The 25,470-nt window shown below is 63.3% G+C and carries 20 protein-coding genes; 4 read left to right on the forward strand and 16 right to left on the reverse strand.

Annotated elements, in window-relative coordinates:
• Positions 1-238: 238 nt before the first annotated feature.
• Entirely contained in the window at positions 239-1,255 is a 1,017-nt protein-coding gene (locus SB772_RS08175) for a zinc-binding alcohol dehydrogenase family protein (RefSeq protein WP_410832761.1), read from the reverse strand.
• Between the two features lie 176 nt (positions 1,256-1,431).
• Here SB772_RS08175 and SB772_RS08180 point away from each other — a divergent pair, with 176 nt between their 5' ends.
• Complete coding sequence (locus SB772_RS08180; protein ID WP_410832762.1) at positions 1,432-2,385, forward strand: LysR substrate-binding domain-containing protein; 954 nt, start codon at positions 1,432-1,434, stop codon at positions 2,383-2,385.
• A 46-nt stretch (positions 2,386-2,431) separates the two neighbouring features.
• On the opposite strand, the gene SB772_RS08185 is transcribed toward SB772_RS08180, so the two are convergent.
• Together SB772_RS08185 and SB772_RS08190 are read right to left on the reverse strand one after the other, a co-directional pair.
• On the reverse strand, positions 2,432-3,400 hold the full coding sequence (locus tag SB772_RS08185) for a Ku protein (protein WP_410832763.1): 969 nt from the start codon (positions 3,398-3,400) through the stop codon (positions 2,432-2,434).
• A gap of 197 nt (positions 3,401-3,597) precedes the next feature.
• Complete coding sequence (locus tag SB772_RS08190) at positions 3,598-4,839, reverse strand: cytochrome P450 (protein ID WP_410832764.1); 1,242 nt, start codon at positions 4,837-4,839, stop codon at positions 3,598-3,600.
• A gap of 238 nt (positions 4,840-5,077) precedes the next feature.
• Between SB772_RS08190 and serB the strand changes: the two genes are divergently transcribed.
• On the forward strand, positions 5,078-5,917 hold the full coding sequence (gene serB, locus SB772_RS08195) for a phosphoserine phosphatase SerB (protein ID WP_410832765.1): 840 nt from the start codon (positions 5,078-5,080) through the stop codon (positions 5,915-5,917).
• A 53-nt stretch (positions 5,918-5,970) separates the two neighbouring features.
• Here serB and SB772_RS08200 read toward each other — a convergent pair whose 3' ends face one another.
• The 6 genes from SB772_RS08200 to rimO all read right to left on the reverse strand — a co-directional run bounded on the left by SB772_RS08200 (position 5,971) and on the right by rimO (position 12,192).
• A complete protein-coding gene (locus SB772_RS08200; RefSeq protein WP_410832766.1) occupies positions 5,971-6,102 on the reverse strand; it encodes a hypothetical protein in 132 nt (43 codons plus the stop codon).
• A 455-nt stretch (positions 6,103-6,557) separates the two neighbouring features.
• Complete coding sequence (locus SB772_RS08205; RefSeq protein WP_410832767.1) at positions 6,558-7,742, reverse strand: cystathionine beta-lyase; 1,185 nt, start codon at positions 7,740-7,742, stop codon at positions 6,558-6,560.
• Between the two features lie 150 nt (positions 7,743-7,892).
• Entirely contained in the window at positions 7,893-8,540 is a 648-nt protein-coding gene (locus tag SB772_RS08210) for a hypothetical protein (protein ID WP_410832768.1), read from the reverse strand.
• 62 nt (positions 8,541-8,602) lie between these two features.
• Positions 8,603-9,787, reverse strand: coding sequence for a beta-ketothiolase BktB (gene bktB / locus SB772_RS08215; RefSeq protein ID WP_410832769.1), 1,185 nt, complete (start codon positions 9,785-9,787; stop codon positions 8,603-8,605).
• Between the two features lie 69 nt (positions 9,788-9,856).
• Positions 9,857-10,852 carry a sugar kinase gene (locus SB772_RS08220; protein WP_410832770.1) on the reverse strand — a complete coding sequence of 332 codons (996 nt, stop codon included), beginning with the start codon at positions 10,850-10,852 and terminating at the stop codon, positions 9,857-9,859.
• Between the two features lie 2 nt (positions 10,853-10,854).
• The gene (gene rimO, locus SB772_RS08225) at positions 10,855-12,192 is read right to left on the reverse strand and encodes a 30S ribosomal protein S12 methylthiotransferase RimO (protein ID WP_410832771.1); all 1,338 of its coding nucleotides are present in this window, start codon (positions 12,190-12,192) and stop codon (positions 10,855-10,857) included.
• Positions 12,193-12,960: 768 nt separating this feature from the next.
• Here rimO and SB772_RS08230 point away from each other — a divergent pair.
• Positions 12,961-14,688, forward strand: a complete 1,728-nt coding sequence (locus SB772_RS08230) for a PQQ-binding-like beta-propeller repeat protein (RefSeq protein WP_410832772.1) — start codon at positions 12,961-12,963, stop codon at positions 14,686-14,688.
• Positions 14,689-15,504: 816 nt separating this feature from the next.
• Here SB772_RS08230 and phaR read toward each other — a convergent pair.
• From phaR to SB772_RS08260, 6 genes are all read right to left on the reverse strand, one after another.
• Positions 15,505-16,125, reverse strand: a complete 621-nt coding sequence (gene phaR / locus SB772_RS08235; RefSeq protein WP_341312260.1) for a polyhydroxyalkanoate synthesis repressor PhaR — start codon at positions 16,123-16,125, stop codon at positions 15,505-15,507.
• Between the two features lie 135 nt (positions 16,126-16,260).
• Positions 16,261-17,001 carry a 3-ketoacyl-ACP reductase gene (locus tag SB772_RS08240; protein ID WP_410832773.1) on the reverse strand — a complete coding sequence of 247 codons (741 nt, stop codon included), beginning with the start codon at positions 16,999-17,001 and terminating at the stop codon, positions 16,261-16,263.
• 158 nt (positions 17,002-17,159) lie between these two features.
• Positions 17,160-18,341, reverse strand: coding sequence for an acetyl-CoA C-acetyltransferase (locus SB772_RS08245; protein WP_410832774.1), 1,182 nt, complete (start codon positions 18,339-18,341; stop codon positions 17,160-17,162).
• 167 nt (positions 18,342-18,508) lie between these two features.
• Entirely contained in the window at positions 18,509-20,308 is a 1,800-nt protein-coding gene (phaC, locus tag SB772_RS08250; RefSeq protein WP_410832998.1) for a class I poly(R)-hydroxyalkanoic acid synthase, read from the reverse strand.
• Positions 20,309-20,883: 575 nt separating this feature from the next.
• The gene (pgeF, locus tag SB772_RS08255) at positions 20,884-21,741 is read right to left on the reverse strand and encodes a peptidoglycan editing factor PgeF (protein ID WP_410832775.1); all 858 of its coding nucleotides are present in this window, start codon (positions 21,739-21,741) and stop codon (positions 20,884-20,886) included.
• Positions 21,738-23,006, reverse strand: coding sequence for an RluA family pseudouridine synthase (locus SB772_RS08260; protein WP_410832776.1), 1,269 nt, complete (start codon positions 23,004-23,006; stop codon positions 21,738-21,740). Before SB772_RS08260 ends, pgeF begins: the two co-directional genes overlap by 4 nt.
• Before the next feature lie 38 nt (positions 23,007-23,044).
• Here SB772_RS08260 and SB772_RS08265 point away from each other — a divergent pair, with 38 nt between their 5' ends.
• Positions 23,045-23,905 (forward strand): outer membrane protein assembly factor BamD, encoded by an 861-nt coding sequence (locus SB772_RS08265; protein ID WP_410832777.1) that lies wholly within the window; start codon positions 23,045-23,047, stop codon positions 23,903-23,905.
• A gap of 105 nt (positions 23,906-24,010) precedes the next feature.
• Here SB772_RS08265 and rlmD read toward each other — a convergent pair whose 3' ends face one another.
• Positions 24,011-25,429 carry a 23S rRNA (uracil(1939)-C(5))-methyltransferase RlmD gene (rlmD, locus tag SB772_RS08270; RefSeq protein WP_410832778.1) on the reverse strand — a complete coding sequence of 473 codons (1,419 nt, stop codon included), beginning with the start codon at positions 25,427-25,429 and terminating at the stop codon, positions 24,011-24,013.
• Between the last annotated feature and the right edge of the window lie 41 nt (positions 25,430-25,470).

Genomic DNA, 25,470 nt, shown 5'->3' on the forward strand with positions numbered 1-25,470 from the left:
GGGCGAACCACGAGACACGCAACTGTTTTAGCATGATGCGCTACCAGTCTAACGCCAAGCGGCCATGCGCGCGCTTCATACGAATCGGGTGTTAACCCGCTTGCGGTGACGCGTTTTCTGCGTGTGCGATTCGCCCCTGCGCAACGCCACGACCTCGCGTGAGGTCCTATCCGAAAGACACATGGCCGGCAACGCATCTGCGAGGCCGGCCATGCTCCGTCGTCGGACTATGCGCGGCTTAGAAACCCGTCAGCACCAGCTTGCCGATCGCGCGCCCTTGTTCGAGCAGTTGATGCGCGCGGCGCAGGTTTTCGGCGTTGATCTTGCCGAGATCCTGACCGACTGTCGTGCGCAACGTGCCCGCATCGACCAGACGCGCTACTTCGGTCAGCAGCTTATGCTGCTCGATCATGTCGGGCGTGCCGAACATCGAACGCGTAAACATGAACTCCCAATGGAACGCGCCGCTTTTCGCCTTCAACAGTTCGACCGGGACCGGCTTGCTGTTTTCGACGATCGTGCAAATGCCGCCCTGCGGTTTGACGACTTCGGCCGCCGCCGGGAAGTGCCTGTCGGTGTCGTTGAACACCAGCACGTAATCGACCTGGTCGATGCCGATCTTCTTCAACTGCGCGGGCATATCGCCGAAGTGATCGATGATGTGATCCGCGCCCAACGCCGTCGCCCACTTCGCCGATTCGGGACGCGAGGCGGTCGCGATCACGTTCAGCTTCGCGAGTTGCTTCGCCAGTTGGATTCCGATCGAGCCGACCCCGCCCGCACCGCCGATGATCAGCACCGTGCGGCCCTCGTGCGCGCCTTGCGGCGACACGCCGAGGCGATCGAACAGCGCTTCCCACGCGGTGATCGCGGTCAACGGCAAAGCGGCCGCGTGGGTGAAATCGAGCGACGCCGGCTTGCGCCCGACGATGCGCTCATCGACCAGATGGAACTCGCTATTGGCGCCCGGCCGCGTGATGCTGCCGGCATAAAACACCGGATCGCCGACCTTGAAGAGCGTGACGTCCGGCCCGGCCGCCACCACCGTACCGGCCGCGTCCCAGCCAAGTATGCGCGGCGTTTTCTCGACGGTGTCTTTCGGGGCGCGCACTTTGGTGTCGACCGGATTGACCGAGATCGCTTCGACCTTCACCAGCAGGTCACGGCCGGTGGCTTCGGGTTTCTGGATGGCGACATCGATCAACGCTTCGGCTTGATCGATCGGCAAATAACGATAGAGACCGACTGCTTTCATCACAACTCCTGTTTGTTCAGATTGGGTTGAAGGACTGGCGAACCCGGCGGGTGGCGTCTGGTGCGCCTCACTGCCGACGCAACGCCGCCGTCGATCACCTTGACGTCATCGTAAGCCGGTTCTTATTCTCATAAAACCGCCATAATGACTGAAACATCATTTTGAATTTCAGAAGAATGAATCGCCCTGCCCATTCCGCGTCACCCATGCTCCACGACCGGGAGCGCCTCGATCTGCTCGACGTCGCGTTGTTTGTCCGGGCGGCCTTGCTGGCCAATCTGTCGGCGGCCGGGCGCGAATTCGGCTTGTCGGCGGCGGTGGCAAGCTCGCGGATCGCGCAACTGGAAAAGCTGCTCGGCGCGCGCATGCTGCACCGGACCACGCGCCGTATCAGTCTCACCCAGGACGGCGAAGTGTTCATGATGCGCGCCCAGACGCTGCTCGATGCGGCCGCCGCCGCGCGCGCCTCGGTCGGTCGCGCCCAGGCCGAACCGCAGGGCCGCTTGCGGGTGTCGATGCCGTCGTCGTTCGGGCGGCAGCACGTGTCACCGGTGATCGGCGAATTCTTGCGCCGCTATCCCGGCGTGAGCGTCGATTTGCGGCTGACCGATCAACTGGTCGATCTGGTCGATGCGGGCATCGACATGGCGATCCGGATCGGCGTGTTGAAGGATTCGTCGCTGGTGGCGCGGCGTCTCGCGACAAACCGCCGTGTGATCTGCGCGGCGCCTGCCTATCTCGCCGCGCGCGGCACGCCGCATCATCCTTCGGATCTGACACAGCACGAATGCATGATCCTCTCGGACCAGCGCGACTGGGCGTTCGTGACGCCCGCCGGTCCGCTCGATGTGCGTGTGAGCGGGCGTCTCGTCACCGACAACGGCGAAGTGATTCGCGACGCGCTCCTGGCCGGTTTCGGCATCGCGCTCAAATCGACATGGGACGTTGCGCCATATCTGCGCAGCGGCGAACTGGTCAGCGTGCTCGACACCTATCCGCTCGCGGAGAAGGTCGCAATCTGGGCGGTCTATCCGAGCCGCGCGTTCGTGCCGCCCAGGACGCTGGCTTTCATCGAGTTCCTTGCCGAGCATTTCGGCGATCCGCCGTATTGGGATGCGGCGACCGACTGAGGCGCGGAAGCACAATGCACCGGCGTGCGGCTATCCGGTTTCCCTTTCAGGCGGCCGCGCGTCGTTTGCGCGCCGCTGAAGCGGTCTTGCCGCCGCTGCCGCTGCCGCCGCTGCGGGGCGTGCTCACCGCGCGCGGTTTCTTGCGAGCCGGTGCGGTGGCTTCCGCGTCATCTTCATCGTCTGCCGTACTTTTGCGCGCGCCCACCGCCGGCTTGCCTTTGCCGCGGCCGAGGCTGCGCTTGAGCAGGTCGGACAAATCGAGAATATCGGCGGATTGACGCGACGCCTGTGGCGCTTCGATCTCGGAGATTTCCTCGGTCTTGCCTGCGCGGATCTTGCGGTCGACCAGCGCCATGATGTCATCGCGGAACGTGTCGTGGTACTTCGCCGGGTCCCACGTGTCGCTCATGTCGTCGATCAGCTTTTTCGCCATCTCGAGCTCGCGCGCGGTGATGCCGGCTTTCTTCGGATCGTCGACCGGCAGCTTGAATTCGTCGAAGTCGCGCACTTCGGCGGCCCAGCGCAGCGTATTCAACGCCAGCACCGGACCAACCGGGACCAAGGCCGCGAGATGCTGCTTGTTATGCAGCACAACGCTCGCCACACCTACTTTGCCCGACGACTTCATCGCCTCGCGCAGCAGCGCATACACCTTTTCGCCCTTGCGATCCGGCGTGAGGAAGTACGGTGTGTCGAGATAAAGAAACGAGATCTCGGGCGCATCGACGAATGCGAGGATATCGACCGTCTGCGTGGACTCGGGATTCGCCGCGCGGATCTCCTCATCGGACAGCACGACGTACTTGTCCTTTTCGTACTCGAACCCGCGCACGATGTTCTCGCGCGCGACCTCTTTGCCGGTGCGCTTGTTGATCTGCTTATAGCCGACCGGATCGATCGAGCGCTTGTCGAGCAGATTGAAACCGACCTTTTCCGAGTGCGTCGCCGGGTACAGTTGCACCGGTATATGGACGAGGCCGAAGCTGATTGCGCCCTTCCAGATCATGTGTGCCATCGTGCGCCCCAAAGTCCCTCATCCTTGGGGTGAAGCAGCAAGCGTGCCACGCGGTTCCGCGCGGCAGGCGGCGTGACGGCGTACTTGCCGCTCAAGGCATCGGCTGTAAGTCTTGCGCCATGTCGGCAAAAGATGCGGCGTGCCGGCTCGTCGGCGGCGGCAGGGTGCCGACGTTTCGAACAGTTGCGATGTCGCGCTCAGCTCGTCGGGTCGATCTCGACCGTCACCGAGGCGAAACCGCGAAACCGCACGCGCCCGCCACGAGTCGGTTCGCCGTCGAGGCGATAAGCGGGAAAACGCTGCACAAAGCGCCCGATAGCGATCCGCGCCTCGAGTCGCGCGAGCGACAACCCCGCGCATTGATGAATGCCGAAGCCAAACGCCAGATGCCGGTTCGGATCGCGGCGGATGTCGAAGCGATCCGGTTCGGCGAACTGGTCCGGGTCGCGATTGGCCGCGCCGATGCACAACGTGACGGGCGTGCCGCGCGCCACCGCAACACCGCCGATCTCCGTATCCACGGTCGTCATCCGATTGCCGAGCTGATTCGAACTCTCGAAGCGCAAGCACTCTTCAATCGCCGACTCGATCAGCGACGGTTCGTGCAACATCGCGGCGCGCTGCTCCGGCCATTGGGTCAGTGTGACGAGGCCGTTGCCGATCAGATTGGTGGTCGTCTCATGACCGGCATTCAGAATGAAGATGCAGTTTTGCAGCAGTTCCGTTTCCGACAATTGCTCGCCGCCCTCTTCGCCCTGGATCAGGCGCGTCAGCACGTCATGCTGCGGATCGCCGGGTTCACGCCGGCGCCGCGCCACCAGGTCCTGCAAATAGCCGACGAATTCGCTGACCGCGCGGTTGCCGCGTTCGAACTGCGCGTCGCTCAGCGACGGCTCGAGCGCGCCGAGAATCGCCAGCGACCAGCCGCGCAACGGCTCGCGCTCCGCATGCGGCACGTCCAGCAGATTGCCGATGATCTCGACCGGAATCGCCGACGCGAATTCGCCGATCAGGTCGATCCGGCCGCGCCCGGCGGCGGCATCGAGCAAGCCGTCGACGAGGCGGACCAGGCCCGGCTCCATCGCCGCGATCGCGCGCGCCGTCAGCGCGCCGGCGATCAGTTTGCGCACCCGCGTATGCCGCGGCGGATCGTTGAAGACGAGACTGGTCGTGTGATGCGTGTAGAGCGGCGAATCGCCATATTTCGGCCCGAATTCGACAGTCTTGTCGGAACTGAAAGTTTTGGGGTCGCGGTAAACCGCCTGCACGTCGCGAAAACGCGTCAGAAAGAGCGATCCGTCCGGCATGCGCTTGATGGGCTCATGCGTACGCAGCGCGTGGTAGACCGGGTAAGGGTCGGTGTAGAAAGCCGGGCTCAGGTGGCGCAGATCGAAGTCGCGCGCAAGGGTGAGCGCGTCGGTGGCGGTCGCCGGGGTCATCGGTTGTCTCCGTAGTGATGCGCCTCGTGGCTGATCCAATGCATGCGGTATGCCGTGCGCCGCCGGGTGGACACAATCGGTTCGATGAGCGCAATGGATGCAGGGGCGTCGTTCGATGCGCCAGTATGAACCGGCCGCCTGACGGTTGCACGCGGGCTGCATGGCGCCGAACCGTTACAATAGCGGGATTTTCCGCGCGCGCCGCGCGCCCGTCCCTTCCTGCGTCACTGCGCCGTCAATGAACCTCGTCATCCAAAGCCCCGCGCCCCTGTCCGCCGACCATCATAAAACGCTCATTGCGCTCGCACGCGGCTCGCACGGCAGCGTCATCGACGCGAACGCGATTCGCATCGCCGACGCCGCCGTTTCGCAGCGCGCCGATCTGGAGGTCTATTGCGGCACCCATCAACTGGACTACGCGTTTGTCGAAGCAGGCCGCCAGTTGCGCGATTTCGGGCTGGTCGCGATGGACATGGATTCGACGCTGATCACGATCGAGTGCATCGACGAAATCGCCGACTTCTGCGGGCTGAAAGCCGAAGTGGCCGCGATCACTGAAGCGTCGATGCGCGGTGAAATCAAGGACTTCAATGAAAGCTTGACACGCCGCGTGGCTCTGCTCAAAGGACTCGACGCCAGCGCGCTCGACCGCGTTTATGAAGAGCGGCTGCAGCTCTCGCCGGGCGCGCAACGGATGCTGGCCGGCGCGAAGGCTGCGGGATTGAAAGCGCTGCTGGTGTCTGGCGGATTCACGTTCTTCACCGAAAAACTGAAGGCTCGGCTTGGTCTGGATTTCACGCGCGCCAACACGCTCGAAATCGTGGACGGGAAGTTGACCGGCAAGGTGAGCGGCGAGATCGTCAACGCTGACGTGAAGGCACGCACGCTGCGCGAAACGTGTGCCCAACTGGGCATCGAACCGGCCCGCGCGATCGCCATCGGCGACGGTTCGAACGATCTGAAGATGATGGGTGCGGCGGGCCTATCCGTCGCGTTCCGTGCGAAGCCGGTGGTGCGCGAAGCCGCTAGCGTCGCCTTCAACCATGTCGGGCTGGATGGGTTGTTGCGGCTGTTTTAATGCACCGGCGATGCGCCGGCAGGCAGAGCGCGACGCCGGCGCACGCCTCGGACTCACCTGGTGTGCGACGCTATGACAAACGCGGTGGTCACGAAGACCAGACAGGAGAAAAACACGCCGCCCGCCCACCAGCACATCCGATCGAAGCCTTGCTCGGACGCGAAAAATTTGACTAGCTTTTTCATGTTGCCTCCTTTAGCGGGAGCAGTATAAATGCTCCACTATCTAAAAAAACTCGATGAGGTGAACATGTAGTGCTACGAATAAAATCGCGGCAACGGCCGCCGCAGAAATCGACCCAACGATTGCTCCACGGCACCAGTACTCGCCAACAAGCACGCTCTGTTTTGTGCCCGTCCTGCTACTGGATCGAAGATCGTACGAAGCAAGCGACATCGACATCACAAGGATCGAGCAGGAAAACGCCAACACGCAGAATCCAACAATGGCGAACGCCAAGGTCGGCACCTCGCCACGCCCCCTCTCCAACGCTGTCACTGCCTCATATCGTAGCGTCTAGATCCGGCGTCGACCATTCGGCCGAATGGTTAGGCTTACTGGTTACATTGACAAAGAGAAAAACCCACCGGAACCGTGTCCCGATAGGCTTGCATGACAGATTGCCGAAACGTTCAGGCGTTCAACCCAGCGCCGCCAGGCTGTGCTCGATATCCGCGCGCAAATCGGCTTCCTCTTCCAGGCCGATATAAAACCGTACCAGCGTGCCGCGGTGCGGCCACTGCGCTGCGCTGCGCATCGACGCGACGTCGTACGGCATCGCGAGACTGTGCGCGCCGCCCCAACTCCAGCCGAGCGAAAACAGTTCCAGCGACTCGCAGAACGTATCGATTTGCACCGCGCTGTAACGTTCGTCGAACACCACGGAAAATAGACCGCCCGCGCCCGTGAAGTCGCGCTTGAAGAATTCATGCCCCGGACAATCGGACAGCGCCGGGTGCAATACCGCGGCGATTTCCGGCCGCGTCTTCAGCCATTTGGCAAGGCCAAGCGCCGCGCGGTCATGCTGTTCGAAGCGCAGTTGCATGGTCGGCAGACTGCGCAGAATCAGCGAACAGTCGTCCGAGGACACACCGATGCCCATGCGCATGCGCGCAGCCTTCAGCTTCAGATGCAACTCGCGGTTGACGGTAATGGTCGCGCCCATCAGCACGTCTCCACCACCCGACTGGTACTTGGTCAGCGCCTGCACCGAGATATCGACGCCGTGGTCGAACGGCCGGAACCCGAGCCCCGCCGACCACGTATTGTCGATGGCCGTGACGACGTTGCGCGCTTGCGCCGCGGCGGTGATCGCGGGCACGTCGGCCACTTCCATCGTGACCGAGCCGGGCGCTTCCAGCCAGATCAAACGCGTATTCGGCTGGATCAGATCGGCGATGCCCGCGCCGATCATCGGATCGTAGTAACGCACCGTGATGCCGAAATCGCGTGCCAGCCAGTCACCATGATCGCGGTTCGGCGAGTAGACGTTATCGGGAATCAACACGTCGTCGCCTGCCTTGACGAGGCCGAAGTACACGTTCGAAATCGACGACAGCCCCGACGGTTGCAACAACGCGTGATTGCCGCCTTCGATGGTGGCGAGCCGCTGCGCCAGCGCGAGCGAAGTCGGCGTGGCGTGCAGGCCGTAGCGCCATTGCGCGTCGTTTTTCCAGTCGAGCGCGCGCATCGTCGCGAGATCGGGGAACACGACCGTCGAAGCCCGCATAACCGGCATCGAAAACGACTCGAAGCCCGGCGTGAGCTGATCCTCGGCGCGCACGATGCGGGTTTGCAGCCCGCGTTTGAGTTTGGATTGGGTCATGGTGAACGTAGATAAGAACCGGACGGAAACGAATCGAGACGCAGATCGAGCGCGGATCTGCCACGCGCCGCACATGCAAGAGTAGACGAGCCGGCGGGATTTCGCTTTACCGACGGCTCTCGGGCTGTCAGGCCCGTTCGGCAGCCAGCTTCACTCGCCGGTTTGCAGGTTGCTCACCCCGCCCACGGCATGACCGCCACCGGCCGCCGAAGCCGGTGCAGCGGCGCCGGTGGCGCCTGCGGATGGCTGCGGCGTCGGCGCGGCCTTACTCTCAGGGCCAGCAGCCGTAGCAGCCGGCACGGCCTGCCCCGCTGCCAGCGGCTTCAGATCGAACGCCAGCGGGCTGGAATCGTCGACGTTCATCCGTTCGCCCGTGACCGAACCATCGGCGGCGAACTTGCCGACCCAATTCCCGGTGATATGCGTGCCGTCGTTCGATTCTTCGACTTCGAGCACATCGCCGTCGCGGTCGCCGGCGATCAGGATCACTTCGCCGGTATCGGTGTACTGATACTCGCCGTGCACGCCGGCCGGATCGTCGGTTTTCGCGCCGAGCCGCAGCACGATCTGACGCGAGCCCAGCATACCGGCGTAGCGCGGGAACTTCGCGAATTCGGGGCTCGGCTTGAGCGGCAACTGAATCGGCGGCGGCGCCGCCAATTCCTTTACCGCGTCGCTTTCCGCCCATGCCTGCGCCGGCATCAACGCCGCCGCGCCGGCACACAGCAGTGCGGCGACGCTCATGACTGCCCAACCGCGCCGACGCACCGCACCCTTCATCGCTTTCAGTTCCCGCATCCGTTTCCTTCCTTGTTGCCCGATACCTGCTTGCCTGCCCGATACGCGTTCGCTGCCCGGCCTCAGATCCGTTCGAAGATCGCCGCGATGCCCTGGCCGCCGCCGATACACATCGTCACCAGCGCATACCGGCCACCAACCCGCTGCAATTCATACAGCGCCTTGACGGTAATCAGCGCGCCGGTCGCGCCGATCGGGTGACCGAGCGAAATGCCCGAGCCGTTCGGATTGACCTTCGCGGGATCGAGGCCGAGTTCCTTGCTGACCGCGCACGCCTGAGCGGCAAACGCTTCGTTCGCTTCGATCACGTCGAGATCGGCGACCGTCAGGCCGGCGCGCTCGAGCGCCTTGCGCGTCGCCGGCACCGGGCCGATGCCCATGTATGCCGGATCGACGCCGGCATGCGCGTACGAAACCAGCCGCGCCAGCGGCTTGATGCCGCGCTGTTCGGCGACGCTGCGCTCCATCAGCACGACTGCCGCGGCGGCGTCGTTGATGCCCGACGCGTTGCCGGCCGTCACCGTGCCGTTTTCCTTGGCGAACACCGGCTTGAGCTTCGAAAAATCTTCCACAGTCGCATTCATGCGTGCGTGCTCGTCCGTATCGAACACGACGTCGCCCTTCTTCGACGGGATCGTGATCGGCAGGATCTGTTCCCTGAAAAAGCCGCTCGTGATCGCATTAGCCGCGCGACGATGCGATTCGAGCGCGAGCGCATCCTGTGTTTCACGCGAGATGTCGTATTTGCGCGCGACGTTCTCGGCGGTCACACCCATATGGATCGACTGGAACGGGTCGTTCAGCGCACCCACCATCATGTCGACGAGACGCGCATCGCCCATGCGCTGACCGAAGCGCGCGGCGGGCATCGAGTACGGCGCGCGGCTCATGTTTTCCGCGCCGCCGCCGATCGCGATATCGGCGTCGCCCAGCAGCACGCTTTGCGCGGCCGACACGATCGCCTGCAAGCCCGAGCCGCACAGGCGGTTCACGGTCAACGCGGGCGCGTGTTGTGCGACTCCGCCGTTGATCGCGGCCACGCGCGCCAGATACATGTCTTTCGGTTCGGTATGGACGACGTTGCCGAACACCACATGGCCGACTTCGTCGCCCGACACGTTCGCACGCGCCAACGCTTCACGCACCACGCGGGCCCCGAGATCGGTCGGCGGAAAATCCTTCAGGCTGCCGCCAAAGTCGCCGATTGCCGTACGCACACCGCTTACCACCACTACGTCCCGTTGCATCGCTCGCTCCTCTTTAGTCTCATCAAGATGATCTTGCCTTGGCGGGCCGCGCGTCGCAGCGCGTCGCGATCAGCCCGCCAGGATGTGTTCGACCGTCGCCCGCGAAGGGATCGGCGCGACGGCGCCGTAACCTTGCGTCGACAGCGCGGCGGCGACGTTCGCATAGCGCGCCGCTTCGAATGGGTCGTCGCCGGCCACCATGCGCGCGATGAACGCGCCGCCGAAGCAGTCGCCCGCGCCGGTCGCGTCGACCGCGTCGACGGCGTGGCCCGGCACGACGCGCCGCTCATTGGGCGTCGCGATGTACGAGCCTTCCTTGCCGAGCTTGAGCGCGACCACGCGAGGGCCGCGCGACAGCAGGAAATCGACGATCTCGTCGCGACCGGTCAGGCCGGTGAGTTCGGTCACGTCGTCCCAGCTCGGCAAACAGATGTCGGTCTGGCGGATCGCTTCGAGCATCACCGCGCGCGCCCGGCCGAGCGGCCACAGCTTCAAGCGCAGGTTGGTATCGAAGCTCACGCGCACGCCGTTGGCACGCGCATGTTCGATCGCGGCGAGCGCTGCATCGCAGGCGCTCAGGCTGATTGCCAGGCTGATGCCGGACAGATGCACGAACTGGGCAGCGGCAATCGCCTCGAGTGGCAGATCGTGCGGCGCGTAGCGGCTCGCGGCAGAGCCGGCGCGCAAATAGTCGAACGCGTGGCCGCTGGGACCGTGCGAGACGAAATACACGCCGGTCGATGCGTGCTCATCGACACGCACGAGCGACGTATCCACCTGCTCGCGCTCCCACAGATCGATCAGCAAACGCCCGAAATGATCGCTGCCGACTGCCGAGACGAAACCGGTCCTCGCGCCCTGCCGCGCCGCCGCGATACAGAAGTTCGACGTATCGCCGCCGAAGCCTTGCAGGTAGTTCGGTTGATCCTTCGCCGACTGGTTGAATTCGATCATCGCCTCGCCGAGCGCGAGGATTTCCGGGGGCCGGCCTACCGGGGGCCGGCCTACCGGGGGCCGGCCATCCGGCGGCCGGCCATCCGGCTTACGAGTCGTGCTCACCGTCATGCTTAAACCTCGCCCCACAGGTCGTGGCCGTCGGCGCCGGTGATCTTCACCGACACGAAATCGCCGGCCTTGTAACGCCTGGACGCCTTGGCGGCGGGCGCGACGTACACGACGCCGTCGATCTCCGGCGCGTCCGCCGCGGTGCGGCCGATGCCGCCGTCGGCGTTGATCTCGTCGACCAGCACCTTCAACGTCTTACCGACCTTCTTCGCGATGCGCCTGGCCGACACTTCTTCGGCCACTTCCATGAAACGCGCCCGGCGTTCCTCACGCACTTCGTCCGGCAACGCGCCGTCCAGTTCATTGGCAGTAGCGCCTTCGACCGGCGAGTATGCAAAGCAGCCAACCCGATCCAGTTCCGCCTCGCGGATGAAATCGAGCAGCGTCTGGAACTGTGCTTCGGTCTCGCCCGGGAAACCGGCGATGAAGGTGCTGCGAATCGTCAGATCGGGACATATTTCGCGCCATGCCTTCACGCGCTCCATCACCTTCTCGGCGTTGGCCGGACGCTTCATGCGCTTCAGCACTTCCGGATGGGCGTGCTGGAACGGCACGTCGAGATACGGCAGCACATGGCCCTTGTACGGACCTTCGGCCATCATCGGAATCACTTCGTCGACGCTCGGGTACGGATACACGTAATGCAAACGCACCCAGGCGCCATATTGCGCGGCCAGCTCGCCCAGCGCGCCGACCAGATCGGTCATGCGTGTCTTGATCGGCTTGCCGTTCCAGAAACCCGTACGGTATTTGACGTCGACGCCGTAGGCGCTGGTGTCCTGCGAAATGACCAGCAACTCCTTCACGCCCGACTTGAACAGGTTCTCCGCTTCGAGCATCACTTCAGCGACCGGACGCGACACGAGGTCGCCGCGCATCGACGGGATGATGCAGAACGTGCAGCGGTGGTTGCAGCCTTCGGAAATTTTCAGGTACGCGTAGTGGCGCGGCGTAAGCTTCACGCCCGCGGCTGGCACCAGATCGACGAACGGATCGTGCGGCTTCGGCAGATGGTTGTGCACCGCCTGCATCACTTCACCGACCGCGTGCGGGCCGGTCACGGCCAGCACCTTCGGATGCACTTCTTCGATCAGCCCCGTGCCGCTCGCGCTCTTCTTCGCGCCGAGACAGCCGGTGACGATCACCTTGCCGTTTTCGTGGAGCGCTTCGCCGATCGCGTCGAGGCTTTCCTGCACGGCTTCGTCGATGAAGCCGCAGGTGTTGACGACCACGAGGTCCGCGCCGTCATACGTGCCGGAGATCTCATAGCCCTCGGCACGCAACTGCGTGATGATCTGCTCGGAGTCGACAAGCGCTTTAGGGCAGCCGAGGCTGACCATGCCGATTTTGGGCGCAGAACAGCCATTAGCGGTTGATTGTAAAGGGTTTTTCAACTTTCATGTCCGTTTTTTCGCTGGCAAGCCGCCAAGCGATACATAAACTTTGCCATTCTACCCGTATGGCAAAGGGCAACTGCCCTTCTGGTCCGGAAATTGTCCTCAGCGCTGTAGCTGGAGGAAGTCTGACGGGCGCGCACGTTCACCGCTCCGCCGTCCTTCAAGGACCCGATGGACTGCAAGCCGGGATTCAGATTTGACGGGGGCACACCATAAGAGAGCGCGAGAAATTCCTGCTTGCGGGCGTAATCTTCGGCCACTTAATACCGCAAGAAGACAGAGACTACGCCATACGTCTGCTGCAACAGCGAGGCAGCACAATGACGCTATGCGAAGCCAAGGGTAGCGACCAGCACTACCTCCTAGACATCGTGTCGCTTGGCGACCTGCCGCCCGCCAAACACATTTCCTGAACCCAGCGCAAGGCGGGCTTTATGTTCCTGCAAGGCGTGGGCGTCAGCAACGCTGGCGGTATATGTTCTTACGCCTTCGGGCAGCCGATGCGCGGTTGAATTGCGCAGGACCGACTACTAGAATACATGCGTTGGCGTGCCGTCCTTCTCGAGCTCTTCCTGGGCTCTTCCTGTCTGTAACGCCACGGCCACCGGCACGCTGAAGAGGGTCTTAAACAAGGGTGCTACGGCTAGAAGCCGTCGGTATGCCGTCTTAACACGACAAGCGCGCCAACTCGACGTCCCCGAAGGTGTCTCCATGACCAACGCACGCGCCAGTCTCGAGAAGGTTGAGCGGGTCGCCGCTGTGATTCTCGCCTTTTTTGCCGGCTCAAGCGCTCTCGCGCAAACCTCTCCCATGCCGCCTCATGGCCCCTCGGGGTCGTCCGCCATACCGAACATGCCGCCCGCCAGTGCGCTCGATGGATCGCCGGTGAGCCAGCAGAATTTCGTGAACGGCCACCTTCCGCCGAGCGTCCCTGGCGGTCAGGGTCCGACGCTGACGGCGAACGCGCCATACCAGGCGCCTGCGGCTGTGAGCGCCGCGACACGGGCCCGGACACCCGGAGCAGCGGCTGCCTCGTCCTTCACGGCGACCGACTGGCCTACGTTCGGCATGGACATGCAGCGGACCGGGAACAATCCCGTCGAGACCGTGCTTAGCCCGACCAGTGTGCGCAAGGGCTTGGTGACGCACTGGGCGACGGATCTTGGCGGCGCCGTCCTGACTCAGCCGACATTGGCTGCAGGCGTGAACATCAACGGCAAGTTGACCGATGTCGTCTATGCGGCGACGCTGCTGGGGACCACGTTCGCGCTGGACGCTTCCACCGGGGCCATCATCTGGCAACAAAGCGTGCCTCCCGTGCAAACCAACTGCGAGGACTTGGCCTTGTCGGGCGGCAACGCCGGTTTCATCGGGACTCCCACCATCGACCGTTCCACCAACCGGCTATATATCGTGAGCGGCAGAGGCTACCTGCACGCATACGATCTCGCAACCGGCGCGGATACGCCCGGCTTCAACCTGCCTATTCCCGACGCGGCGAATTTCTGGCCGAGGACGTTCGTCTACGGCAGCCCTGCGATCATCGGCACCTCACTATACGTCGCGACGGCCGGCAACCCCTGCGATATCCGGCCGTACCACGGACAGGTCGTCCACGTATCGACCAGCACCCCGCCGACGATTCTGGAACGCTGGTACCCGACCGGGGCGAACGGGCCGGAAGGGGGCGGGATCTGGGGTGCGGGAGGCGTATCAATCCCGCCTGACGGGACGGTCGTCTACGCGCTGACGGGAAACGCTTTCGCCAATCCGGAAAATGCCGGGTTCGCAGAACACGTCGTCAAGCTCACCCCGACGCTGGCGGCGGCCGCGTCCAACTCGCCGCTCGCTCCCACCGCCGCTGTGCCAGACGTGGACTTCGGTGCGACGGCGGTGCTGTTCCAGCGTCCCGGCTGCCCAACGATGCTCGCGGCCTACCAAAAGAGCGGCAACCTGTTCATCTATAACCGGGCCACCATCCAGCAGTCGGGGCCCATCCAGACGTTGGCGATTGCCAAGAGTTCGAGTGCCGGCGTCAACATCGGCCAGCCTGCGTTCGATCCGGTGTTGAACCAGCTTTACATCGTGGCGCCCTCCGACTCACCCGTCGGGTTCAACAACCACGGGCTCCTCGCGCTGGCCGTCGGCAGCAACTGTTCCATCAGCGTTGCCTGGCAGCAGCCGGTCGGCGCAAACGCGACGACGAACAACCCGGCCATTTCGCCCATTGTCGCAAACGGCGTTGTGTACTACGCCGATGGCGTCGCAAGCCAGGTGTTGGCCTTGGACGCAACAACCGGAAACATACTCTGGAGCACCGATAGCCTTGCGCCGGTTGACCGGATCACCGGAGGCATCTTCGCATCGCCGACCGTCGTGAACGGACAACTGTTCGTTGCGGGCGGCAGCGATCACAAGATTCACGCATTCGGCCTATAGCGAATACCGCCCGCCACGACCGCGGCCGTTACCCGCGCGGCGACGACCGCAGTAAGCCGGCAACACTGAGCAATCCTTCGGAAGAACCCTGTGAGCTGCACAAACCAGCGTGGATTTAAGCCTGCCTCACAGCGAGCTTTTGTCGGGCCCTGCACCCGGTGCAATGGGAGAGCCGCTACGCCGCTGACCTGCGGCGCGACAGCGCCAACATGCTTGTAGATGGTTGCTCGGCCAATGCCGTAGCGTTTCGCCACGTCGGTAACGCGCACGTCCGGATCGCGCAATACTGCCTTGTGCGTCCACAAAGGCAGCTCGCCCAATGTCATCCGCCGACATATTCCGCCCGATTGATAAAGCGACGAGCGAACCGGCGACGCTCGCCATCCTCGACAAAGTTGCCAACGTCCTCGATGCCGGCCCGAGCGTCTCGATCGCTTGTCCAGAGCTTTGCCTATTTTCGGACGCGCGACGCGTGCCGCGCACCAATCTCCACACGTTTGTGGCACAAGGCTTTCAGCCCGATCGGCCACATCCAGCGACACAGTATATTTTCATTGCTTTAAGGGCAGCCGAGGCTGACGAAACCGACCTTCGGAACGGAAGGCGTCGGCACGGCGGGGGTAGAGATCTGCGACATAGGATGGGTCCGGCGTATAGCGGTGACGATGGCGACTAATGGGGGCCGTGCGACAGGAACTACGGGTCAAAGGGTCACAAAACCCCTACCCCGGCAAAACGCCCCGCGCACGCAACCCTTCATTGTACCGCGCCGGCGGTCCTCCACCTGCGCCCTCGCCGCCAACGCTGCTTGCGCCGTTACTTCTTCTCCGGCTCCGGATTGCTTTGCGGATTTTCAGACGGATTTGCCGGCGCATTGGCCGCATTCACCGGGCCGCCCGGCGTAAACGGGAAGGTGCTGAACATGGACTTCGCCTGGTTCTGCATCTGCTCCTGCATCTGCACGAACATGTTCTTCGACTGCTCGATGTAGCTGGTCATCATGCCCTGCATCATCGGCGCCTGCATGTTCATGAATTGCGACCAGACTTCGGGATTCATCGCTTTGCCTTCGTACAGGTTCTTCGACTGGTCGGCGAGCTTCGCCTGAATGTCGATGAACGCCTGGATATTCTTTTCCAGATACGTGCCCATCATGCCCTGCATCGCATGCCCGTAGAAACGGATGATCTGCGAGAGCATCGACGAGGAGAACATCGGCAAGCCGCCGCTCTCCTCTTCGAGGATGATCTGCAACAGGATGGCGCGCGTCAGGTCCTCGTTGCTCTTCGCATCGATGACCTTGAAATCCTCCTGATCCAGCACGAGCTGCTTGACGTCCGTCAGCGTGATGTACGTGCTTGTCTCGGTGTCGTAGAGCCGACGATTCGGATATTTCTTGATCAGTCGTTCGGCTGTTTTCTTTGTAGTAGTAGTCATGTGACGCCTTTGAGCGCGAGTTGAGCGCGGAAACGGCGCCCTGTCGATTACGCAATCGGGTTATCGCGCAATCGAGACGCCGCCGGAACCATCTGAGCTAAAGCACGCCGCCTTTGTGAGCGGCGCACTCGTGACTCAGCCCATATGCAAGCCGCCATTCAGCGAAAAATCGGCGCCCGTGGAGAAACCCGATTCGTCCGACGCGAGCCATGCCACGATCGAGCCGATTTCGTCCGGCTGGCCGAGACGACGCACCGGAATCGTCGCGACGATCTTTTCCAGCACGTCCGGGCGAATCGACTTGACCATATCGGTGCCGATGTAGCCCGGCGACACGGTGTTCACCGTCACGCCCTTGGTGGCCACTTCCTGCGCCAGCGACATCGTGAAGCCGTGAATCCCGGCTTTCGCGGTCGAATAGTTGGTCTGGCCGAACTGGCCTTTCTGCCCGTTCACCGACGAAATGTTGATAACCCGGCCAAAACCACGCTCGACCATGCCGTCGATCACCTGCTTGGTGACGTTGAAGAGGCTGGTCAGGTTGGTGTCGATCACCGCCGTCCAGTCTTCGTGCGTCATCTTGCGGAACACGACGTCGCGCGTGATGCCGGCGTTGTTCACCAGCACATCGACCTCGCCGACTTCGGCCTTGACCTTGTCGAACGCGGCCTTGGTCGACTCCCAGTCGCCGACGTTGCCTTCGGACGCGATGAAGTCGAAGCCCAGCGCCTTCTGCTCTTCGAGCCACTTCACGCGGCGCGGCGAGTTCGGGCCGCAGCCTGCGACCACCTTGAAGCCTTCTTTGTGCAGCCGCTGGCAAATGCTCGTGCCGATGCCGCCCATCCCGCCCGTTACGTACGCAATTCGCTGTGTCATAAACTAGACTCCATTGTCGTTTTCGAGGCGCCGACCGGCTGCCCCATTCCTCGCCTTGTGCTTCATCTCCGCTGCCGCCGGGCGACCGGCCGGCGAGGCCACTGCTCGCCGCGCGCCGCCTGTTGTCACGAGGCGCGCGGCAACCCTGCTTTACCGCCTTAAGCGCGCTCGAGCGCCAGCGCCACACCCATGCCGCCGCCGATACACAGCGACGCCAAACCCTTCTTCGCATCGCGTTTCTGCATTTCGTGCAGCAGCGTGACGAGAATCCGGCAACCGGACGCGCCAATCGGATGGCCGATCGCGATCGCGCCGCCGTTCACGTTGACCTTCGACGTGTCCCAGCCCATTTGCTTGTGCACGGCGAGCGCCTGCGCGGCAAACGCTTCGTTGATTTCCATCAGGTCGAGATCGGCCGGCGCCCAGCCGGCGCGTTCCAGGCAACGGCGCGAAGCCGGCACCGGGCCCATGCCCATCACCTTCGGATCGACGCCTGCGTTGGCGTAGGCCTTGATGCGCGCGAGCGGCGTGAGGCCGAGCGCTTCGGCTTTCTTCGCCGACATCACGATCACCGCCGCCGCGCCGTCGTTCAGACCCGACGCATTCGCCGCCGTCACCGTGCCTTCCTTCGAGAACGCCGGCTTCAGGCTCGCCAGCGATTCGGCCGTCACGCCATGACGCACGAATTCATCCGTGGCGAAACGCAGCGGCTCGCCCTTACGTTGCGGAATGTCGACCGGCACGATTTCGTCATTGAAGCGGCCCGACTTCTGCGCGGCTTCCGCCTTGTTCTGCGACAGCGCCGCGAACGCGTCCTGCTGCTCGCGCGTGATGCCGTATTCCTTGGCGACGTTTTCCGCCGTCACACCCATGTGGTACTGGTTGTACACATCCCACAGGCCGTCGACGATCATCGAGTCGATCAGCTTCGCATCGCCCATGCGGAAACCGTCGCGCGAACCCGGCAGAACGTGCGGCGCCGCGCTCATGTTTTCCTGACCGCCGGCGATCACGATGTCGGCGTCACCCGCGATGATCGCGTTGGCTGCCAGCATCACGGCCTTCAGACCCGAGCCGCACACCTTGTTGATCGTCATGCCGGGTATGACCGAGGGCAGCCCTGCCTTGATCAGCGACTGACGCGCCGGGTTCTGACCGGAGCCGGCCGTCAGCACCTGCCCCAAGATCACTTCGCTCACCTGCTCGGGCTTCAGACCGGCCCGCTCGAGAACGGCGCGAATTACCGTGGCGCCGAGATCGGGCGCGGCGATCTTCGCCAGCGACCCACCGAATTTACCCACTGCCGTACGGGCGGCCGATACGATCACAACATCAGTCATTTCCATATCCTCCGGGCACGTCGGTCAATTGCACCGCAGCCCGTCAAGTTAAAAATCTCGTTGCTCTTGCGCTCTCGCCCAATCAGGCGCTCATTCAGACCATCCAGCGAAGCGCGCCATGAAATTTCCGCCGTGAAATCTCCGCTGTGAGATCTCACACCACACCACTACTCGCGCTGCCGCACATAACGCCCCGGCGCCGGCTCGATGACCGGGAATTCGGCCGAGCCAGGTTTGGCGCGCGGCTTCACTTTCTTGCCGCCGTACTGATCGAGCCAGCTGGTCCATTCGGGCCACCAGCTGCCGGGTACCTCGGCGGCCTGATCCAGCCACTCGTCCGGGCTTTCAGGCAGCGTCCTGACGTCGCCTTCCAGCACCCAGTAACTGCGTTTTTTCTTCGCTGGCGGATTGATCACGCCCGCGATATGGCCCGACGCGCCGAGCACGAACTTTAGCGGCCCGCTCAGCAACGGCACGGATGCATACGCGGTTTGCCACGGCACGATATGGTCTTCGCGCGAACCGTAGATGAAGGTGGGCACGTCGATCTTCGACAGGTCGATCGGTTCGCCGCACGTGGTCAACGCGCCCGGCTCGCGCAGGCGATTCTCGAGATACGTATTGCGCAGATACCAGACGTACATCGGACCCGGCAGATTGGTCGAATCGCTGTTCCAGTACAGCAGATCGAACGGCACCGGCGTGCGCCCTTTGAGGTAGTTGTCGACGACGTAGTTCCACACCAGATCGTTCGGCCGCAGGAACGAGAACGCGTTGGCGAACTCGATGCCGCGCATCAGCCCCGGCGCGCTGCCATTCTTGCCGCCGATGGTCTGCTCGCGCATCTGCACATGCGCTTCGTCGACGAAGATGTCGAGTACGCCCGTGTCCGAGAAGTCGAGCATCGCGGTGAGCAAGGTCATCGACGCAGCCGGATGTTCGCCGCGCGCGGCCGCCACCGCCAGCGCCGCAGCCAGCATCGTACCGCCCACACAAAAACCGAGCGTATTGATCTGCTCGCGGTCGCTGATCTTGCGCACCGTATCGATCGCGGTGAGCACGCCCTCGCCGATGTAGTCGTCCCACGTTTTATGCGCAATGGATGCATCCGCGTTGCGCCACGAAATCAGGAACACCTGATGACCCGAATCGAGTCCGTGCGCGACCAGCGAGTTTTCCGGCTGCAGATCGAGAATGTAGAACTTGTTGATGCAAGGCGGCACGATCAACAACGGCCGTTCGCGCACGGTGGCCGTACGCGGCTTGTACTGGATCAACTGAATCAGGTCGTTTTCGAATACCACCGAGCCTTCGGTGTTCGCGAGATTCTCGCCGACCACGAAACGCGACTCGTCAGTCTGCGAAATTTTGCCGCGCTGCAAGTCGCCGAGCAGGTTCATCACACCCTGCCGCAAGCTCTCGCCCTGGCTATCGAGCAAGGTTTTTTGCGCTTCGGGATTCAAGGCGAAGAAGTTGCTCGGCGACGCCGCCGCGGTCCACTGCTGCACCGCGAAGCGAATGCGTTCGCGCATCTTCGGTTCGGTTTCGAGCGCGTCGACCATTTCCTGCAGATAGCGCGCGTTCAACAGATACCATGCGGCGGTGAACGCATAGGCCGGCGTCGCGCTCCACGCGTCGGAACTGAAGCGGCGGTCTTTGAGTTCGGGGAACTTCATGGTCGAGGTCGCTGCCTGCTGGATCAGCTCCATCGCCTCGCGGGAATAATCGGCGTGCAGCTTGTGCAAACGCTCCGACGGAATCGCCGCGCTTGGGACATTGAGCCCTGCGAATGACGGCAACGGCGGCATAGATGCGGCCATCTTGCTGAAGTCGGGCATGCCGGGAAACGATGGCATCTGCGGTATCTGCATCGGCATTTGCGGCATTGAGAAAGGCGCACCATCGGCGCCGGGCGGCGTGCCGAGCGAACGCCATGCGTTCATCCAGGCGTCGAATAACTGCTGCATGCCGGCGGCGGAAGTTGCGCCGCTCGTACCGGCCTGCTGCATATGCTCCGTCGAGGAGTCCGTGCTACGGGAAGCTGAGGAATGTGATGCTGCCATACCTGCTTTTTGACCGGTAAGTCCTTGCGGACGGGTTGAGAGGCAGGTTTTGCGCACGTGGGCGATTGCTCGCGACCTCGTCACGCCCTGTCCCTTGTACGAGGAGCTGGGAGGAACATTCTTGCTCCCCATTGCAAGGCATGTCAATGCTTGTTCCTGATTTTGCCGCAGTGCGATATTTATTTAATTATCGTTTTCCCTGTGTAGCAGATCGCGCTTTTGGCACACGCCTCAAAAAAACAGATTCGCCGAAAAAAGCACCTGTACGGCATACGCTTATGTGCGCTTATCCATTCATGCGCCAATGCTTTTCGCGGCAGATTTACGCATGTCCGACGAATTCCGGCAGTGCAGCAAAAAAACCGCTGCGCCTCCGCACAAACCCTCATACGCGTCTCCGTAGACATGCGCTGCGTTCGCTAACGCACGCGTGGCTGCACTGCACTGGAGACTGCCACGCCCGCCACGCGGTGCGCTCGCTAATCCGCGATCGTCTGCGCCTGATCGTCCAGCCAGATCAGCGCGGCCATGCGGCCTGTTTCGCGATCGCGGCGATAGGAATAGAAACGCTCACGTTGCGTAACCGTACAAAGGTCGCCGCCGACAATCCGGGTGACGCCGAGCCGCTGCAAACGCAAGCGCGCGAGCGCCGCCAGATTGGCCAGATACTTGCCTGCGTTTTGCGGATGCGGAACGAACGCATCCGCAGTGGCGTCACGTTGTGCACCGTCAACACCGTTCATGAAGGCGTCACGCACGTCTGCACCGACCTCGAAAGCATCGGGTCCAATCGCCGGACCGAGGTAGGCATAGAGCGAAGCTGCCTCGACGCCCGCGAGACCGGCGACGCGCTGCGCCGTCTGCTCGACGATGCCTGCCGCGAGGCCTCGCCACCCCGCATGAGCCGCGCCGACCGCGCGGCCCGCTTCATCGCACAACAACACCGGCATGCAATCGGCAACCATCACGACGCATACCGTGCCGGGCCGATCGGTCACGCTGGCATCGGCCCGCGTCGGCGCGCCGCTCGCGCGAGCTTGCGCGAGTACGTCTTCCGCTCGCACGATAGCGGCACCGTGAATCTGCTCCAGCCAGGCGGCCTCGCCGACACCCGCCAACGCCAGAAGGCGCGCGCGGTTGGTTGCGAGCGCAGCTGGATTGTCGCCAGCCTTCATGCCGAGGTTCAAACCGCCCGGCTGATCCATGCCGTCAACCCAACGGCCGAACGGCGGCTGGCTCACGCCGCCGTTGCGCGTCGTGACGAGCGCGCGCACGCGTGGCGATACGTTCCATGCGGGCTGTACAACATCTGCAAATGTCAGCTCGGGCAAGCTCATGCGGGGTCGTCCTCGTCGTGTTCATCGGCTTCGCCGTCGTGGCCGGGTGCGGCGTCTTCATCGGCGTCTTCGTCGAGCGACGCGACGTAGTCTTCGTCCTCATAGTACGTCTCGTCGAACTCGCCGGCGTCGTCGCGCCCCAAGCCGAGCGCAGCCGACAGCACCGCCATGTCTTCCGGCACATCCGCGCGCCATTGCATCGTCCGGCCGGTTTGCGGATGGATCAGGCCGAGGCGCCACGCATGCAGCGCCTGGCGCGCGAAACCGTCGGGCAGCGGCGTGACCGAGCGCTTGCCGCGCGCGCGCCCATACACCGGGTCGCCGAGCAGCGGATGGCCGATGTGCGCGCAATGCACACGAATCTGATGGGTGCGGCCGGTTTCCAGGTCGCAATGAATCGCGGTGACCGGCTGACGCTGCCAGATCGCCGTATCGACGCGCCGGAAATGCGTGCGCGCGGGCTTGCCCGATGCGCTCGTGACCACCGCCATGCGCGTGCGTTCGCGCGGGTCGCGGCCGATCGGCGCGTCGATCGTGCCCTCTTCAGGCATGTTGCCCCACACCAGCGCGAGATACCGGCGCTTGACCGTGCGCGCCTGCAGTTGACGCACCAGATCGGTCTGCGCCTCGAGCGTGCGCGCGACCACCATCAAGCCCGAGGTTTCCTTGTCGAGCCGGTGCACGATGCCCGCCCGCGGCAGGCCCGCGGCGGCGTCGCCGTAGCGGTACAGCAGTCCGTTCAGCACGGTGCCGCTCCAGTTGCCGGCGGCCGGATGCACGACCATGCCGGCCGGCTTGTTGATGACCACCAGCGTATCGTCCTCGTAGACGATCTCGAGCGGCACCGGCTCGGGCGTGAACGCGAGTTGTTCGGGCAGCAGATCGGGCACGAGCTCGATGGTCGCGCCGAGCGGCACCGGCTGGCGGATCTTCGCCGGCTTGCCGTCGATGCGCACGCGCTCGGCCTCGATCCAGCTTTGCAGCCGGTTGCGCGAGAACTCGGGAAACACTCGGGCGAGCACCTTGTCGAGGCGTTCGCCGGCCAGTTCGTCGGGCACGGCGACGCTGCGCGGCGATTCGTCCGCCACGCGGCTGGCCACGGTCGGCACCATGGCTGGCATGCCGGCGGCGGCGAGCGCGTCGCTGCCGAGATCGTCGTCGAGCGAATCGACGCCCAACGCGTCGGAGGGGTCAGCGCTTACGCTATAATCTTCGTTGCTATTCCCGGCGCCGGTAGCGGTACCTGGAGTATTTGAGCGGGTCATTGAGTCTGGGTCACCTGGACGTAAAGCTAGACTGGAAAATGCGAGCCTTGAACACCATCACTAAAGCGGCGATCAATTTGGCGGCCATCAAGAAGGCGGCCTGGAAAGTGGCCGGATACATTGCGTGTGCCGCAGCCGTCGCCGTTGTTGCGGCTTGTCACGGCCTGCCGGAAAAGACCGACGAAACGGCTACGTGGAACAACAACAAATTATATACGGAGGCGAACGACGCTCTGTCCGGTGGTGACTTCGGCAAGTGCGCCAAGTATTTCGAGATGCTGGAGGGCCGCGATCCGTTCGGTCACTTCGCCCAGCAAGCGCAGATCAACGTCGCGTATTGCAACTGGAAAGACAACGAAAACGCCGCCGCGGACCAGGCAATCGACCGCTTCATCCAGCTGCATCCGGATCACCCGGACATCGCTTACGCGTACTACCTGAAGGGCATGATCCACTTCAACGACGACCTCGGTCTGTTTGGCCGCTTCTCTGGCCAGGACATGAGCGAGCGCGATCCGAAGTCGCTGCGCGAGTCGTATGACGCGTTCAAGGTCGTGGTCGACAAGTATCCGAACAGCAAGTACGCGCCGGACGCCGCGCAACGCATGCGTTACATCGTGAACGCGCTGGCGTCGCACGAAGTCCACGCGGCGGACTACTACTACCGCCGTGGCGCCTATGTCGCCGCGATCAACCGCGCGCAACTGGCGCTGAAGGAATACAAGAACGCGCCGGCGATCGAAGACGCGCTGCACATCATGATGCTGTCGTACGAGAAGCTGAATCAGCCGCAACTGGCTGACGACACCAAGCGCGTGCTGGCCGGCACCTTCCCCGACAGCCCGTTTATCACCGGGCATGCAAGGCCGGGCAAGGAAAAGTCGTGGTGGCAGTTCTAAGGCACGCCACGCTCTGAAAATAAAAACGCCACGACTTCGGTCGTGGCGTTTTTGTTTGTGCAGACTGAGCCTGCGGACCCCGCTTCTGGCTTCAGGCCCCTCGCTTCAAGCCCGCTCGAACAAAGCAATCGACTCCACATGCGACGTATGCGGGAACATGTTCACCACGCCCGCGCCCACCAGCCGATAGCCCGCCTCATGCACCAGCAGACCGGCATCGCGTGCGAGCGTCGCCGGATTGCACGACACGTAGACAATCCGCGTGGGCAGCGGTCCATTGCCGCTCTGCGCGATCTCGGCCAGCGCCTTCGCCACCGCCTGCGCGCCTTCGCGCGGCGGGTCGACGAGGAATTTGTCGAAGTGGCCGAGCGCACGCATGTCGTCGGCGGTGACTTCGAACAGATTGCGGCACGCGAACGACGTGTGCCCCGCGACGCCGTTCAGTTCGGCATTGGCCAGTGCGCGCGAGGTCAGCACGTCGCTACCTTCGATGCCGACCACTTCCCTCGAAATTCGCGCGAGCGGCAGCGTGAAGTTGCCAATCCCGCAGAACAGGTCGAGCACGCGATCCGTACGCGCCGGCGCCAGCAGCCGCAGCGCGCGGCTCACCAGCACGCGGTTGATCTGATGGTTCACCTGGGTGAAATCGGTCGGCTTGAACGGCATCCGGATGTTGTACTCCGGCAGCGTGTAGTCGAGCTGCGCGTCGAGCGGATAGAACGGCGTAACCGTCTCCGGGCCGCCGGGTTGCAACCAGAACTGCACCTTGTGCTCGTCGGCGAAATCGCGCAGCACCTTCTCGTCGGCCTCGGTGATCGGTTCGAGGTTGCGCACCACCAGCGCCGTGACCGACGAGCCGACCGCGAGTTCGAACTGCGGCATGCGGTCGTAGATCGACAGCTGGCGGACCATGAAACGCAGCGGCATCAGCATCGCCGACACATGCGGCGGCAACACCTCGCAAGTCTTCATATCGGCGATATAGCTGCTTTTCTTCTCGTGAAAGCCAATGCGCATGCCGCCTTTTTCCGGCAGGTAGCGCACCGCCAGACGCGCGCGATACCGATAGCCCCACGCCGGCCCGTGAATCGGCCGGAACACGGTCTCCGGACGTAGCTTCGCAAGATGCTGGAGATTGTCTTCGAGCACGCGCTGCTTGACCGCAACCTGTGCGCGGATGTCGAGATGCTGCATCGAACAGCCGCCACAGATGCTGAAGTACGTGCATTTCGGCGTGGTGCGGAGCACGCTTTCGCGCAGCACCTCGACGACCTCAGCCTGCTCGAATTTCGGCTTGCTGCGGTGAGTCGAGTAGCTGACGCGCTCACCGGGCAATGCGCCTTCGACGAAAATGACCTTGCCCGGCGTGCCGTCTTCGCTCTCGATGCGGCCGACGCCGCGCGCTTCCATATCGAGCGAGACAATTTCGATGATCGGCTCATTGCCGGTAACGACGGGGGCTCGCACCGGAGCGGGCGCCTTCTGGCGCTTCGGCGAGCGACGATGGGGGGCAGTTCGGGACACCTGCAACTTCCTGACAAACTTGGGGGAAAGGCGAGATTGTA

The sequence above is a fragment of the Paraburkholderia sp. SIMBA_030 genome (assembly GCF_046535245.1).
Classification (GTDB): domain Bacteria; phylum Pseudomonadota; class Gammaproteobacteria; order Burkholderiales; family Burkholderiaceae; genus Paraburkholderia.

Coding starts and splice junctions, on each gene's coding strand:
- SB772_RS08180 (WP_410832762.1), top strand. CDS start 1,432: ATGAATCGCCCTGCCCATTCCGCGTCACCCATGCTCCACGACCGGGAG.
- bktB (WP_410832769.1), bottom strand. CDS start 9,787: ATGCAACGGGACGTAGTGGTGGTAAGCGGTGTGCGTACGGCAATCGGC.
- SB772_RS08230 (WP_410832772.1), top strand. CDS start 12,961: ATGACCAACGCACGCGCCAGTCTCGAGAAGGTTGAGCGGGTCGCCGCT.
- SB772_RS08265 (WP_410832777.1), top strand. CDS start 23,045: ATGCGAGCCTTGAACACCATCACTAAAGCGGCGATCAATTTGGCGGCC.
- SB772_RS08260 (WP_410832776.1), bottom strand. CDS start 23,006: ATGACCCGCTCAAATACTCCAGGTACCGCTACCGGCGCCGGGAATAGC.
- SB772_RS08245 (WP_410832774.1), bottom strand. CDS start 18,341: ATGACTGATGTTGTGATCGTATCGGCCGCCCGTACGGCAGTGGGTAAA.
- pgeF (WP_410832775.1), bottom strand. CDS start 21,741: ATGAGCTTGCCCGAGCTGACATTTGCAGATGTTGTACAGCCCGCATGG.
- phaR (WP_341312260.1), bottom strand. CDS start 16,125: ATGACTACTACTACAAAGAAAACAGCCGAACGACTGATCAAGAAATAT.
- phaC (WP_410832998.1), bottom strand. CDS start 20,308: ATGCAGCAGTTATTCGACGCCTGGATGAACGCATGGCGTTCGCTCGGC.
- serB (WP_410832765.1), top strand. CDS start 5,078: ATGAACCTCGTCATCCAAAGCCCCGCGCCCCTGTCCGCCGACCATCAT.
- SB772_RS08240 (WP_410832773.1), bottom strand. CDS start 17,001: ATGACACAGCGAATTGCGTACGTAACGGGCGGGATGGGCGGCATCGGC.
- SB772_RS08190 (WP_410832764.1), bottom strand. CDS start 4,839: ATGACCCCGGCGACCGCCACCGACGCGCTCACCCTTGCGCGCGACTTC.
- SB772_RS08200 (WP_410832766.1), bottom strand. CDS start 6,102: ATGAAAAAGCTAGTCAAATTTTTCGCGTCCGAGCAAGGCTTCGATCGG.
- SB772_RS08185 (WP_410832763.1), bottom strand. CDS start 3,400: ATGGCACACATGATCTGGAAGGGCGCAATCAGCTTCGGCCTCGTCCAT.
- SB772_RS08205 (WP_410832767.1), bottom strand. CDS start 7,742: ATGACCCAATCCAAACTCAAACGCGGGCTGCAAACCCGCATCGTGCGC.
- SB772_RS08220 (WP_410832770.1), bottom strand. CDS start 10,852: ATGACGGTGAGCACGACTCGTAAGCCGGATGGCCGGCCGCCGGATGGC.
- rimO (WP_410832771.1), bottom strand. CDS start 12,192: ATGGTCAGCCTCGGCTGCCCTAAAGCGCTTGTCGACTCCGAGCAGATC.
- SB772_RS08210 (WP_410832768.1), bottom strand. CDS start 8,540: ATGCGGGAACTGAAAGCGATGAAGGGTGCGGTGCGTCGGCGCGGTTGG.
- SB772_RS08175 (WP_410832761.1), bottom strand. CDS start 1,255: ATGAAAGCAGTCGGTCTCTATCGTTATTTGCCGATCGATCAAGCCGAA.